This is a genomic window from Burkholderia sp. EMB26 (genome assembly GCF_024730645.1).
GTDB classification, from domain to species: domain Bacteria; phylum Pseudomonadota; class Gammaproteobacteria; order Burkholderiales; family Burkholderiaceae; genus Burkholderia; species Burkholderia cenocepacia.
Map to the genome: position 1 here is coordinate 554,314 of NZ_CP078071.1, position 13,519 is coordinate 567,832.

The window sequence follows — 13,519 nt, forward strand, 5'->3', positions numbered from 1 at the left end:
AAAGGATCCGACGAAAGTCGTAGATACGGGGAAGCGCGGTCGACGCGCGGCCGGCACTGGCCGCCCGGCGACGTCAGGTTTTCGGCGCCATCAATCCTTCGCGCCACGCGAGCGCGACGGCCTGCGTGCGGTCGGACAGATGCAGTTTCGACATCACGTTGCCGAGATGCGTCTTGACCGTCTTTTCCGTGATGCCGAGCGTCGCGGCGATGCGCGCGTTGCTGCCGCCCTCGGCCAGGCAGCGCAGCACTTCGAGCTCGCGCGCGGTCAATGCGGCGAACGGGTTGCGCGGCGGCTTGCGCAACGCACCGATCATGCGCTGCGCGATGCCGGGGTGCAGCGTCGGTTCGCCGTGGACGGCCGCATGGATCGCCTGCAGCAAACGCTCGCCGCGCATCGATTTCAGCAGGAACGAATCGGCGCCGGCGTCGATCGCGGCCAGTGCCAGCGCATCGTCGTCGGACGACGTCAGCACCATGATGTGCGTGTCGCCGCTGGCCGCCCGAATCGCACGAATCACCGCCGGCACGCCGGCGTGGCCCATGCCGGGCATCATCAGGTCGAGCAACAGCACGTCGGGACGATGCACGCGTACCTGCTCGACCGTGGACGCGCCGTCGTCCGTTTCCGCGACGATCTCGAACGACGCATCGAGCCGCAACAGGCCACGGATGCCTTCGCGCACGACCGCGTGATCGTCGGCAACGAGGATGGTGGTCATGTGGTCTCCATCGGATTGAAATGGACGGTCACGCGCGTGCCGTCCGCGCCCGACACGATGTCGAGCCTGCCGCCGGGCAGCGCGTCCGCGCGCCAGCGCAAATTGCCGAGCCCCATGCCGACGGGCACGGCGGCCGGGTCGAAACCGGCGCCGTCGTCGCGCACGCTCCATCGCCAGTGTGCCGGCGGACGGGCGGCCGATGCGTGGCCCGCATCGCCCGGTTCGCACGCGATGTCGATGCGGCGACAGCCGCTATGGCGCAGCGCATTCGCGACCGCCTCGTGCGTGATCATCAGCAACTCGTGCGCGGCCGCCGGATCGGCATCGAGCGTGCGCGCCGCGGCATCCGGCAGGTCGAGCGACCACGCGATGCCCGAGCCGGCCAGCAAGTCGCGCACCGCGTGCGAAACGGCCGCACGCAGGCCGTCCTCGGCAATCGCGGGCAGGCTGAAGCCGGTCACCACGTTGTCGAGATCCTGCTGCAGGTGATCGGCCAGACGTCGCGCCGCGCCGACGGTCGGCAACAGGTCGGGATGACGCTGCGCCTCGTATTCCAGCTCGGTCAGCTTGAGGCCGAGCACGAAGCTGCGCTGCTTCGCGGTGTCGTGCAGGTCGCGGGCGATGCGCGTGCGCTCGACCGATACCGCGAGCGCCTTCTGCATGCCGAACGCCCGCGCGAGCGCATCGGCCATCCGGTTGAAATGCGCGGCCAGCGCGCCGAGTTCGTCGCGCGACGCATCGGCGATCCGCGCCGACAAGTCGCCGGCCGCCCAGCGGTCGGCCGCCGCCGTCATCCGCCGCACGCGCCGCACCAGCAACCAGACGAGCAAGCCCGCGAAGCTCGCGCCCATCGCACCGAGATACAGCACGGTGCGGATCAGGTCGTAGGCCGAGGCGTCGTCCGCGATCTCGTAGTGGAGTTGCCAGCCCGGCCAGTAATGGACGCCGATCCGCGCGATCGCGCCGCCGGCCAGCGCGATGCGCGTGACGATGGCCCAGTCGCCGTCACGATGCAGCATCGTGTCGGGCGCGGCCGGGTCGGCCGGTGTCGCCGCGAACGCATCGGACAGCAGCGGCGACGCGGCCGGCGACGTTTCGCATCCCGCGCCATCCGGCGGCGCGATGCGCACCTGCAACCGGCCGGCGCCGAAGAAGCCCATCATCGGCGCGAAATCCATCACGTCGCGCGCGCCGATTCGTGCGATCTGCCAGAACATCGCGTCGGCCGCGGCGCGGCAGGCGACCGGGTCGCGCAAGTCGACGGCGCCGGTCGCGGCGGCCAGTGCAGGGCGATCGAGATTGCCGAGAAAACGGCGAATGTCGCTTTCCGCATGCGTGCGCCACAACACGCTCGTCAGCACCGACGACAGCACCATCGCGACGAACCCCACGACGATGAACGTCGGTACGAGCTTGACGAACAAGCCGCGAAAGCCGATCCGGAATGTGCGCAACGCGGGCTCCTCGTTCTTCTGTCTTTTACCGTTGCCCCGGCAAAGCAGGGCGGCCAGCCTTCAATCGCGCCATGTTGACGTTTTTTCGCGGCGGTTGCAGCGGCGTTTTTGCCGGGCAACCACGTTGGGGTGAAGACGAGGCCGCCAACAGCTTCCGCGATGGCACATGCGAGGCCATGAACCATCGCACTCGACATTATAGAAATAATGTCAAAATTCAATTGACGAATGATTGGATATCTAACGGTTTACGTTATATTATTTATCAAATTCCCGACGAAACCCCGCCATGTCCGATCTCGCCGCCGACGAACCCCGCCTGACCGCCGAAATCGAGCGCCTCAAGGCCGACTTCCCGAAAACCCGGGAGCTGTATCGCGAAGCCTGCGCGTTGCTGTTCTTCCGCTTCGGCATCACGCCGACGGCGAACCGCCTGTACCAGCTCGTCCGCAAGGGCAGCATGAGCACGCCGACGGCCGTCCTGGCCGAGTTCTGGGCCGAGCTGCGGGAAAAGAGCCGCGTGCGCATCGAGCACCCGGACCTGCCGGCCGATCTGCAGGCCGCGGCAGGCGAACTGGTCGCGGCGCTGTGGAACCGGTCGAGTACCGACGCGGCCGCCGCACTCGACTCGCTGCGCGCGGAAGTCGAAGCCCAGCGGGCCGCGGCGCAAGCGGAAGTCGCGACGTTGCAGGCCGAACTGGCCCGCACCGAAACCGCGCTGGAGCAACGCACGACCGCGCTGCTGGCCGCGCAGGTCCGCATTCAGGAACTGGAGCAGGCGAGGGCGGCGGACGATGCATCGCGGCAAGCGCTGCAAGCGGATATCGAACGCCTGACAGCCGACAACGCGGAGGCCGATCGCGCACTCGCCGAAGCCCGCGCGGATTTCACCACCCAGCTCGACCGGTTGCGCGACGACGCGGGCCGCGCCGAGGCGCGCCTGCGCGCATCGGAGAAGCGGGCCCTTCAGGAAATCGATCGCGAGCGGCTCACGGCCGCACGATTGCAAAAGGAACTCGACGCAGCGACATCGCGCGCGGAACAGCGCGATGCGCAGCAGCGGAAGGACATGGCCGCGCTACAGGCGCAACTCGGCGACGCGTTGCATCGCTGCGGCGTGCTTCAGGGGCAGCTCGACGGCGCCCTGGCGACCGATGCGGCGCGCAGCAACGAGCTCGACGCGCTGAGGCGCGAGATGGCGGCGCTCGTGCGCCGGCCGCCGTTGCGCGGCGTCAAGGCCGTCCCGGCCGCCGAACGGAGCGAGCGGCGGGCACGCATGAGAAAGCGCGCCGACGAAGCGCCGCGCTGACTGCAGGGCCGATCGGCGCCGCATGCGCGAAGCGACGTGGCGCGAGCGGCCGGCCCGACCGACCGCCGGCCGCTGCGCCCCCCCTCAACTCCCCACATACCGCGACGGCAGCGGCGGCGCGTCCGCCGGAATCGTCACGAGCGACGTGTTCAGCCAGCCTTGCGGCGTGCCGTTCGACTGCGCATACGCGCCGACGTACGGCATCATCCGCGTCGTCTGATAGACCTGCGGCGTCCAGCCGGCGGGCGCAAGGAAGATCGACGTCGCGCGCTTCTCGCTGTACGCGGATGCGCCGTACGTCGAGATGTTCCACAACGTCTGCTGATACGTCGCGTAGTCGGCGTTGTGGCGCGAGCCGCCGGCCTGCCAGCCTTCGAGCTGGATGAACGTGTTGTACGTGCCGGCGCCCGCGAGCAGGTTGTTCACCGTGCGCCCGTACAGGAACGACAGGATCAGCCCGCAATTCGCCGGCGCGAAATCGTTGCCGACGCTCAGGTAATAGCGGCCCGTCGTGTTCACGACCGATGCGTAGTGCGAATTGCCGATATCCGTCGACGTCGCCAGCCCGCTCGCCCCCATGAAACTGTCGAAGGCCTGCATCGTGACGCCCGCCGGCAGGTCGCTGGTCGCGCTGATCGCGACGAGGTGCGAACCGGCCGCCAGCAGCGTCAGGAACGCGGACAGCGTGGCCGCGTTCCAGTTGCCTTGCGCGTCGACGAACGGGAACGCGCGATAGCCGGTCAGCGAGAAAACCGCCGGGTCGGAGCCGGCCTGCCACGCGATCTGCGGCACCCACATCGTCAGCGGGCCCGCGTTCGACGCGCTCGACACGTACTGCTTCAGCGCATCGATCAATTGCGCATCGGCGCCGGGCAGCACGGTGTACGACGCGCCGTTCTGCCAGCGTCGCACCCATTGCGCGACGAAGCCCGCGAGCTGGCCGCCGGTGAAGTCGGCGGGCGGCACGTAGCCGAGCGAGCCCGTGCCCTGATACGCGGACCGGATCGCCGCGGCCGTGCGCACGTTGCTGCCGAACATGCTGTTCGCGAAATCCTGGCAGTTGTTGGCCGGCGGCGTCGCGAGTTGCGCGAGCGGGACGACCCATGCGCCGTTCGCAGTCGCGACGCCGCGATACAGGTTGAGATTCGCGACCGAGTCGTGGCCGGGAAACGTCGCGGCGTCGGCGCCCGACACGTAGCCGGCCGACGGCGTGACGCTGACGGTGGTCGGCTGCGACCCGAACGGATGCGTGTACGCGATCGCGAACGATGCGTCGCCGCGGGCGAGGCTGAACGATCCCGTGCAATCGCCCCAGCTGTTCGACGCGCTGACGGCGGTCGATTGCCCGGTCGCGATCAAACTTTGCGACGCCTGCGGCGTCGAGCCGCTCTGGCTCGCCGCATTGCCGAACGCGAGCGTGGTCGACGGAATCGCGTTGACGACGTTGATCGCGATCGAGCGATCGGCGATGCCGTAGCTGCGGGCGGACGTATCGGCGGCGCCGGTGGCGGCGAACGACGATGCGGCGGCCGGGCTGTCGTCGCCGCCGCAGGCAGCCAGCGAGCCGACGAGCGGCGACAGGGTCAGCGCGGCGCCGCGCTGGATGAAGCGCCGGCGGTTCGGCGCGGTCGGGCGGACGGGTTTCGAAGCGGTCATGGGGCGTTCCTGGTCACGGGTTCGAGAGGCGGTAACGGTCCGGCGCATTGCACACGTGTGCAATGCCGGCTGCGTCCTCGCGGTCGCCGGCACATGCGCCGCGCGTATTTATGCGGGAGATCGATGAAATGCCTGCGACGAAACCGAGTCGCCGATGTGACGCGCCGCGCGCGGACGGCCCGGGCGGGCGAGGGGAGCGCCGGCCAGGCATTGGGTGCGCGACGGGGATCGGGTAAAGTGCCGCTCAACATGCCGGTTCGACGTTACTAGACGACCGGTCTAATCGTTGCTACCATACGCCATCATGAATGCATCTTCAGGCGCCGAAGTCCGCCAGCACATCCTGAACATCGCGAAGCCGATCATGCTCCACAAGGGGTTTTCGGCGGTCGGTCTGAACGAGATTCTCGCCGCGGCGGGCATCCCGAAGGGCTCGTTCTACCATTACTTCGGCTCGAAAGAGGCATTCGGCGAAGCGCTGCTCGAATCGTATTTCGAAGGCTATCTCGCGCATCTCGACAACCTGCTCAAGCACCAGGCCGGCACGGGCGCCGAGCGCCTGATGACGTACTGGGGCAACTGGCTGCACACGCAATGCGCGGACGATCCGGAAGGCAAGTGCCTCGCGGTGAAGCTCGGCGCGGAAGTGTCGGATCTGTCGGAAGCGATGCGCGCGGTATTGCGGCGCGGCACCAGCCAGATCATCGAGCGGCTCGCGGGCGGCATCGAAGGCGGGCTCGCCGACGGGTCGCTGAGCGGCGTCGACGATCCGTCGTACACGGCCGCGATCCTGTACGAGCTGTGGCTGGGCGCGACGCTGCTGGAAAAGATTCACCGCAACCGCAAACCGCTCGAAAGGGCGATGGCCGAAACGCGGCGCATGCTGAACCTGCCGCCGGCCGCGCACGACGGAGCGCAGTCGTAATCCGGGCGCGCCTGAGCGCGCCTTGTTTTTGCCCTGATTCTAGACGACTGGTCTACTCAATCCTTCATGACGAACGCTTCACGCTGCGTTACGCTGTCCCGATCGTTCCCACCGCCTGCCTGCGAGCGCACCGGCCCGACCGCCGATGCCGCCACGGGCGTGCACTTCCTGCTGGTCCATCCCTGATCCGATCGTGCCCACGAAGCACGTTCATTCCTGTTGACGGAGGCTCACATGCCGCAAAGCAAGACCGCAAACCGCCAGATCATCCTGAATTCGCGCCCGGTCGGCGCCCCGACGCCGGACAACTTCCGCGCCGAAACGAGTGACGTGCCGGTGCCCGGCCCCGGTCAGGTGCTGCTGCGCACCGTCTGGTTGTCGCTTGACCCGTACATGCGCGGCCGGATGAGCGACGCGCCGTCGTATGCGCCGCCGGCCGAACTGGGCCAGCCGATGGTCGGCGGCACGGTCAGCCGCGTGGTGTCGTCGAACCTGCCGGCGTTTCGCGAAGGCGATCTGGTCGTCGCCGGAGCCGGCTGGCAGGACTACGCGCTGTCCGACGGACGCGACCTGATCCCGCTCGGCCGCGACTTCGCGCATCCGTCGTACGCGCTCGGCGTGCTCGGCATGCCGGGCTTCACCGCGTACACGGGGCTGCTGAAGATCGGCGAACCGAAGGCCGGCGAAACCGTGGTCGTCGCGGCCGCGAGCGGCGCGGTCGGCGCCGTGGTCGGCCAGATCGCGAAGCTGAAGGGTTGCCGCGTGGTCGGCGTCGCGGGCGGCGCCGACAAGTGCGCGTACGTGACCGGCACGCTCGGCTTCGACGCATGCGTCGACCACCACGATCCGGCGTTTGCCGCGAAGCTGAAGGACGCGTGCCCGAACGGCATCGACGTCTATTTCGAGAACGTTGGCGGCGCGGTGTTCGATGCGGTGTGGCCGTTGCTGAACGACCATGCGCGCGTGCCCGTCTGCGGGATCATCGCGCATTACAACGACGCGGCCTACGACGACAAGGCGCTGTCGACCGGCCGTGATCGGGTGCCGGCGCTGATGGGGGCGATCCTGCGCAAGCGCATCCGCGTGCAGGGTTTCATCATCCTCGATCATTATGCGACCGGCTATGCGCCGTTCCTGAAGGACATGAGCGAATGGGTCGCGCAGGGCAAGGTGAAGACGCTCGAGGACGTCGTCCCCGATCTCGCCGACGCGCCGCAAGCGCTGATCGGCTTGCTCGCCGGCAAGAATTTCGGCAAGGTCGTCGTGCGTGTCGGCCCGGACGAGCTGGCCTGATCCCTCCGCTCGACCACCTACCACCGTTGCACGCTGGCGTCGCTCGACGCCGGCTTGTGGCATGCTCGTTTCCGTTTGCAAAGGAGTGAAAAAATGGCGCTTCACGTGATTGCTTCGCTGTTCCTGAAACCCGAACACGCGCAGACCGCCGAGGCCGAGCTGCGCAGCATGGTCGCCAAGACGCGCACCGAACCGGGCAACCGGCGCTACGACCTGTTCCGCGAACAGGACGGTTCGCCGAACCTGCATCTGTACGAGATCTACGACGATCAGGCGGCATTCGACGCACACCTCGCGAGCCCGTATTTCGGCGAATTCCGCACGAAGTCGGCCGACTGGTTCACCGCACCGCCGGTCATCAAGGTGCTGTCGGGCATCGACGTGGCCGAGTAACGACGCAGCACGCAACACCACCGCCGCGGCCCGCCCGCACCCGGACCGCGCGGCACCCGTTGCGCACGACGCAACGGCGATGACGACCACCACACGGCGCAGCGCGCCTCGCTCGCGCCGCTTCCCCAATACAACGGCCCCGGAGGCTGAATGATCACCCTCAACATCAACGGCGAAAACCGCTCGGTCGACGCCCCCGACGACATGCCCTTGCTCTGGGTGCTGCGCGACGTCGTCGGCCTCACCGGCACCAAGTTCGGCTGCGGGATCGCGCAATGCGGCGCGTGTACCGTGCATCTCGACGGTGTCGCCGCGCGTTCGTGCGTGCTGCCGGTCGCCGCGGTCGCGGGCCGCAAGATCACGACGATCGAAGCCGTCGGCGCGACACCGGCCGGCCACAAGGTCCAGCAGGCCTGGCGCGAGCTCGACGTCGTCCAGTGCGGCTACTGCCAGTCGGGGCAGGTGATGGCCGCTACCGCGCTGATCGCATCGAACCCGAACCCGAGCGACGCCGACATCGACGCGGCCATGGCCGGCAACATCTGCCGCTGCGGCACGTACAACCGGATTCGCGCCGCGGTCAAGCAAGCCGCGAAGGAGGTCTGACATGTCGCGAGGACTCCTCGAAGCAGGCCGGGCCGGCGCGGGCGTGTCGCGCCGCGGGTTTCTGAAACTCGGCATGTCGCTCGGTGCCGCGGCCGGCGGCGGCTTGCTGCTCGGCTTCAGCCTGCCGGCCGCGGGCGACGATGCACGCCGTTCGGTGATCGGCGGCGACGCGGCCGAACCCGCGGCGCCCGGCGTGTTCGCGCCGAACGCCTTCGTGCAGATCGACCGCGCCGGCAAGGTCACGCTGGTGATGCCGAAGGTCGAGATGGGGCAGGGCGTCTACACGGCGCTGCCGATGCTGATCGCGGAAGAACTCGAAGTGCCGCTGTCGAGCGTGACGCTCGATCATGCGCCGCCGAACGAGAAACTGTTCCTCGATCCGTTGCTCGGCGGCCAGCTCACCGGCGGCTCGACGTCGGTGCGCTACGCGTGGGAACCGATGCGCCGCGCGGGCGCCACCGCGCGCACGCTGCTGGTCACGGCCGCCGCGAAACAATGGAACGTCGATCCGGCCACTTGCCGCGCGGCGAACGGCGAGGTGCAGCATCCGCCGAGCGGCCGGCGCGCATCGTACGGCCAGTTGGCCGACGCCGCGGCGAAGCTGCCGGTGCCGAAGGACGTCGCGCTGAAGCAGCCGGCGGATTTCAAGCTGATCGGCACGCCCGCGAAGCGCCTCGATTCGCCGGAGAAAGTCGACGGCACCGCGCAGTTCGGGCTCGACGTGCGCCTGCCCGGCATGCTGTATGCGGTGATCGTGAACAGCCCGGTGTTCGGCGGCACGGTCGCGAGCGTCGACGACACGGCCGCGAGGAAGATCCCCGGCGTGCGCCAGGTCGTGCGCGTCGACAACGCGGTCGCGGTGGTCGGCGATCACACGTGGGCCGCGAAGCGCGGTGCGTCGGCGCTCGTCGTGAAGTGGAACGAAGGCGCGGGCGCGAAGGTGTCGACGAAGGATCTGTTCGCGGATCTCGCGCAGGCGGCGGCGAACGGCAAGGGCGCGGTCGCACGCAAGGAGGGTGACGTCGGCAAGGCGTTCGCGAACGCGAAGACGCGCGTCGACGCCGTCTACGAACAGCCGCTGCTCGCCCACGCGACGATGGAGCCCGTGAACTGCACGGTGCACGTGCACGGCGACGGCTGCGAGATCTGGGTCGGCACGCAGGTGCCGACCCGCGCACGCGACACCGCGCAGCAACTGACCGGGCTGCCGCCGGACAAGATCGTCGTGCACAACCACCTGCTCGGCGGCGGGTTCGGCCGACGGCTCGAAACCGACATGGTCGGCCAGGCCGTGAAGGTCGGCAAACAGGTCAACGCGCCGGTGAAGGTGATCTGGACGCGCGAGGAAGACGTGCAGCACGACATGTACCGGCCGTGCTACTACGACAAGATCTCCGCCGGCCTCGACGCGAACGGCAAGCCGGTCGCGTGGCAGCACCGGATCGTCGGCTCGTCGATCATGGCGCGCTTCGCGCCGCCCGCGTTCAAGGACGGCGTCGATCCCGACGCGGTCGAGGTTGCGGCCGAACTGCCGTACGACCTGCCGAACCAGCTCGTCGACTACGTGCGCCAGGAGCCGCGCCACGTGCCGACCGCGTTCTGGCGCGGCGTCGGGCCGACGCGCGGCACGTTCGTCGTCGAGAGCTTCATCGACGAACTGGCCGCGCAGACCAAGACCGACCCGGTGCAATACCGCCGCGCGTTGCTCGACAAGACGCCGCGCGCCCGCAACGTGCTCGACGTCGCGACGAAGGCGGCCGGCTGGGGCGCGCCGCTGCCGAAGGGGCAAGGGCGCGGCGTCTCGGTGATGCACGCGTTCGGCAGCTTCTTCTCGATCGTCATCGACGTCGCGGTGGACGGCGGCGAGGTGCAGGTCAAGCGCGCCGTGTGCGCGGTCGATTGCGGGATGTTCGTCAATCCGAACACGATCGAGGCGCAGGTGCAGGGCGGCATCATCTTCGGGATCACGGGCGCGCTGTACGGCGAGATCACGATCGAGGACGGCCGCGTCGTGCAGACCAACTTCACCGACTACCGGATGATGCGCATCAACGAGGTGCCGCCAATCGAAGTCCATCTGGTGAAGAGCGGCGAAGCGCCGGGCGGAATCGGCGAGCCGGGCACGGCCGCGACCGCGGCGGCGCTGTCGAACGCGATCTTCGCGGCCACCGGCACGCGGCTGCGCAAGCTGCCGGTCGGCAACCAGCTGAAAACGGTCTGAGGGGAGGGAACGACCATGCGACATCTCACCCTGAACCTGAACACGCTCCGCGCGTCGTTGCTCGCGCTGTCCGCACTGGTGGGCGGCACGGCCGCGCATGCCGCGCAGCCGGCGCCCGCCGACAGCGCGCTCGTCGCGCGCGGCGCGTATCTCGCGAAAGCCGGCGACTGCGTCGCGTGCCACACCGCGCCGCGCGGCACGCCGTTCGCGGGCGGCCTGAAGATGGTCACGCCGATGGGCGCGATCTACACGACCAACATCACGCCCGACCCGGAGACAGGTATCGGCGGCTATACCGAAGCGGATTTCGCCGGCGCGTTGCGCAAGGGCGTCGCGAAGGACGGTCACAACCTGTATCCGGCGATGCCGTATCCGTCGTACGCGAAGCTGAAGGACGACGACGTGAAGGCGCTGTATGCGTACTTCATGCACGGCGTCGAACCGGTGAAGCAGGCGAACCGGCCGTCCGACATCCCGTGGCCGCTCAACATGCGCTGGCCGCTCGCGTTGTGGAACGCGGTGTTCCTCGACACGACGCCGTACGCGGACAAGCCGGCCAAGGACGCGATGTGGAACCGCGGCGCGTATCTCGTGCAGGGGCTCGGGCACTGCGGGTCGTGCCACACGCCGCGCGGTGTCGGCTTCCAGGAGAAGGCGCTCGACGAAAGCGGGGCGGCGTTCCTGTCGGGCGCGTCGATCGACAACTGGTTCGCGTCGAACCTGACCGGCGAGCACAACACCGGGCTCGGCCGCTGGAACGAGGCCGACGTCGCGCAGTTCCTGAAGACCGGCGCGAACCAGCACGCGACCGCGTTCGGCTCGATGGTGAGCGTGATCAACCACAGCACGCAGGAACTGACCGACGACGATCTGGCGGCGATCTCGCGCTACCTGAAATCGCTGCCGGCGGCAGGCGGCACGGGCGCGCCGCCGTACCGCTATGATCCGAAGGCGACGCAGGTCGCACTGGGCCGGCCGGCAGCCGATCCGGGCGCGAAGGTGTATAACGCTTACTGCCTGCATTGCCACGGGGCGGACGGGCGCGGTTATGCGCCGCTGCTCGCGCCGCTCGCCGGCAATCCGAACGTGCTCGAGGCCGATGCGTCGTCGCTGATCAACGTGACGTTGAACGGCAGCGACACGCTCGTGATCGGTGGCGTGCCGTCCGCGTATCCGATGCCGGCGTTCTCGAACCAGTTGAACGACCAGCAGGTCGCCGACGTGCTGACGTTCATGCGCGCCGGCTGGAACAACGGCGCGCCGGCCGTGCAGGCGGCGGACGTCGCGAAACTCCGCAAGGCGACGGCGGCCGCGCGCTGAGCGCGGTGCGCTGCAAAACGACGGCGGGCCGGCGTGCCTGCCGTCGATGCCGCCGGGTGCGTGCCTGCCCCGGCGGCTCGGCTTTTTCTGTCAACCGGCGCGTGGCCGTTCGCGGCAGCGCGCGTTTTATCGACGCAATGTAGGGGTGTCTGGATGGCTAACGTGACTTATACGGATACGCAACTGCTGATCGACGGCGAGTGGGTCGACGCCGCGAGCGGCAAGACGATCGACGTCGTGAACCCGGCGACCGGCAAGCCGATCGGCAAGGTGGCCCACGCGGGCATCGCCGATCTCGACCGCGCGCTCGCCGCCGCGCAGCGCGGCTTCGAGGCATGGCGCAAGGTGCCCGCGCACGAGCGCGCGGCGACGATGCGCAAGGCGGCCGCGCTGGTGCGCGAACGCGCGGACACGATTGCACAGCTGATGACGCAGGAGCAGGGCAAGCCGCTCACCGAAGCACGCGTCGAAGTGCTGTCGGCGGCCGACATCATCGAATGGTTCGCGGACGAAGGCCGCCGCGTGTACGGCCGGATCGTGCCGCCGCGCAACCTCGGCGCGCAGCAGACGGTCGTGAAGGAGCCGGTCGGCCCGGTCGCGGCGTTCACGCCGTGGAATTTCCCGGTCAACCAGGTCGTGCGCAAGCTGAGCGCCGCGCTCGCGACCGGCTGTTCGTTCCTCGTGAAGGCGCCGGAAGAAACCCCGGCATCGCCGGCCGCGCTGCTGCGCGCGTTCGTCGATGCGGGCGTGCCGGCGGGCGTGATCGGCCTCGTGTACGGCGATCCGGCTGAAATCTCGTCGTACCTGATTCCGCACCCGGTGATCCGCAAGGTCACGTTCACGGGTTCGACGCCGGTCGGCAAGCAACTGGCCGCGCTCGCGGGCCAGCACATGAAGCGCGCGACGATGGAACTGGGCGGCCATGCGCCGGTGATCGTCGCCGAGGACGCGGACGTCGCGCTCGCGGTGAAGGCCGCCGGCGGGGCGAAGTTCCGCAACGCAGGGCAGGTGTGCATTTCGCCGACGCGCTTCCTCGTGCACAACAGCATCCGCGACGAATTCACGCGCGCGCTGGTCAAGCACGCCGAAGGGCTGAAGGTCGGCAACGGCCTCGAGGAAGGCACGACGCTCGGCGCGCTCGCGAACCCGCGGCGCCTGACCGCGATGGCGTCGGTCGTCGACAACGCGCGCAAGGTCGGCGCGAGCATCGAAACCGGCGGCGAGCGAATCGGCGCGGAAGGCAATTTCTTCGCGCCGACCGTGATCGCGAACGTGCCGCTCGAAGCGGACGTGTTCAACAACGAGCCGTTCGGCCCCGTTGCGGCGATTCGCGGTTTCGACAAGCTGGAGGAGGCGATCGCCGAGGCGAACCGTCTGCCGTTCGGCCTGGCCGGCTACGCGTTCACGCGTTCGTTCGCGAACGTGCATCTGCTGACGCAGCGCCTCGAAGTCGGGATGCTGTGGATCAACCAGCCGGCGACGCCGTGGCCGGAAATGCCGTTCGGCGGCGTGAAGGATTCCGGCTACGGGTCGGAAGGCGGGCCGGAAGCGCTGGAGCCGTATCTCGTCACGAAGTCGGTGACGGTGATGGCCGTCTGACGGTCGGTTGAGTGTGGGCGCG

Annotated in this window: 11 protein-coding genes; 8 read left to right on the forward strand and 3 right to left on the reverse strand. The window is 68.8% G+C overall.

The genetic code is table 11. The features are described 5' to 3' along the window. Positions 1-73: 73 nt before the first annotated feature. Both KU887_RS19180 and KU887_RS19185 read right to left on the reverse strand, forming a co-directional pair. Positions 74-721 carry a response regulator transcription factor gene (locus KU887_RS19180; RefSeq protein WP_006490644.1) on the reverse strand — a complete coding sequence of 216 codons (648 nt, stop codon included), beginning with the start codon at positions 719-721 and terminating at the stop codon, positions 74-76. Further along, positions 718-2,175, reverse strand: coding sequence for a HAMP domain-containing protein (locus tag KU887_RS19185; protein WP_205672036.1), 1,458 nt, complete (start codon positions 2,173-2,175; stop codon positions 718-720). The genes KU887_RS19180 and KU887_RS19185 overlap by 4 nt, the downstream gene beginning before the upstream one ends. A 289-nt stretch (positions 2,176-2,464) precedes the next feature. On the opposite strand from KU887_RS19185, the gene KU887_RS19190 reads away from it, so the two are divergent. Then, entirely contained in the window at positions 2,465-3,484 is a 1,020-nt protein-coding gene (locus KU887_RS19190) for a DNA-binding protein (RefSeq protein ID WP_062910470.1), read from the forward strand. Between the two features lie 84 nt (positions 3,485-3,568). Here the strand turns inward: KU887_RS19190 and KU887_RS19195 are convergent, their stop codons facing one another. Continuing rightward, positions 3,569-5,140: a hypothetical protein gene (locus tag KU887_RS19195; RefSeq protein WP_258257219.1), complete on the reverse strand. Its 1,572-nt coding sequence runs from the start codon at positions 5,138-5,140 to the stop codon at positions 3,569-3,571. Between the two features lie 304 nt (positions 5,141-5,444). Here KU887_RS19195 and KU887_RS19200 point away from each other — a divergent pair, with 304 nt between their 5' ends. The 7 genes from KU887_RS19200 (at position 5,445) to KU887_RS19230 (ending at position 13,497) form a co-directional block, all read left to right on the forward strand. Continuing rightward, entirely contained in the window at positions 5,445-6,065 is a 621-nt protein-coding gene (locus KU887_RS19200) for a TetR/AcrR family transcriptional regulator (protein ID WP_006482787.1), read from the forward strand. Between the two features lie 234 nt (positions 6,066-6,299). Next, on the forward strand, positions 6,300-7,358 hold the full coding sequence (locus KU887_RS19205) for an NADP-dependent oxidoreductase (protein WP_060212429.1): 1,059 nt from the start codon (positions 6,300-6,302) through the stop codon (positions 7,356-7,358). 93 nt (positions 7,359-7,451) lie between these two features. Continuing rightward, on the forward strand, positions 7,452-7,751 hold the full coding sequence (locus tag KU887_RS19210; RefSeq protein WP_176045418.1) for a putative quinol monooxygenase: 300 nt from the start codon (positions 7,452-7,454) through the stop codon (positions 7,749-7,751). 150 nt (positions 7,752-7,901) lie between these two features. Next, complete coding sequence (locus tag KU887_RS19215; protein ID WP_060266106.1) at positions 7,902-8,357, forward strand: (2Fe-2S)-binding protein; 456 nt, start codon at positions 7,902-7,904, stop codon at positions 8,355-8,357. 1 nt (position 8,358) lies between these two features. Further along, complete coding sequence (locus KU887_RS19220; RefSeq protein ID WP_258257225.1) at positions 8,359-10,578, forward strand: xanthine dehydrogenase family protein molybdopterin-binding subunit; 2,220 nt, start codon at positions 8,359-8,361, stop codon at positions 10,576-10,578. A gap of 15 nt (positions 10,579-10,593) precedes the next feature. Further along, entirely contained in the window at positions 10,594-11,898 is a 1,305-nt protein-coding gene (locus tag KU887_RS19225; protein WP_059723488.1) for a cytochrome c, read from the forward strand. Between the two features lie 153 nt (positions 11,899-12,051). Beyond that, entirely contained in the window at positions 12,052-13,497 is a 1,446-nt protein-coding gene (locus KU887_RS19230; RefSeq protein WP_006482793.1) for an NAD-dependent succinate-semialdehyde dehydrogenase, read from the forward strand. The last annotated feature ends 22 nt before the right edge of the window (positions 13,498-13,519 follow it).

Bases quoted from the DNA above. Each gene is read 5' to 3' on its own strand.
- KU887_RS19180 (WP_006490644.1), bottom strand. From the start codon at position 721: ATGACCACCATCCTCGTTGCCGACGATCACGCGGTCGTGCGCGAAGGC.
- KU887_RS19190 (WP_062910470.1), top strand. From the start codon at position 2,465: ATGTCCGATCTCGCCGCCGACGAACCCCGCCTGACCGCCGAAATCGAG.
- KU887_RS19195 (WP_258257219.1), bottom strand. From the start codon at position 5,140: ATGACCGCTTCGAAACCCGTCCGCCCGACCGCGCCGAACCGCCGGCGC.
- KU887_RS19200 (WP_006482787.1), top strand. From the start codon at position 5,445: ATGAATGCATCTTCAGGCGCCGAAGTCCGCCAGCACATCCTGAACATC.
- KU887_RS19205 (WP_060212429.1), top strand. From the start codon at position 6,300: ATGCCGCAAAGCAAGACCGCAAACCGCCAGATCATCCTGAATTCGCGC.
- KU887_RS19210 (WP_176045418.1), top strand. From the start codon at position 7,452: ATGGCGCTTCACGTGATTGCTTCGCTGTTCCTGAAACCCGAACACGCG.
- KU887_RS19215 (WP_060266106.1), top strand. From the start codon at position 7,902: ATGATCACCCTCAACATCAACGGCGAAAACCGCTCGGTCGACGCCCCC.
- KU887_RS19220 (WP_258257225.1), top strand. From the start codon at position 8,359: ATGTCGCGAGGACTCCTCGAAGCAGGCCGGGCCGGCGCGGGCGTGTCG.
- KU887_RS19225 (WP_059723488.1), top strand. From the start codon at position 10,594: ATGCGACATCTCACCCTGAACCTGAACACGCTCCGCGCGTCGTTGCTC.
- KU887_RS19230 (WP_006482793.1), top strand. From the start codon at position 12,052: ATGGCTAACGTGACTTATACGGATACGCAACTGCTGATCGACGGCGAG.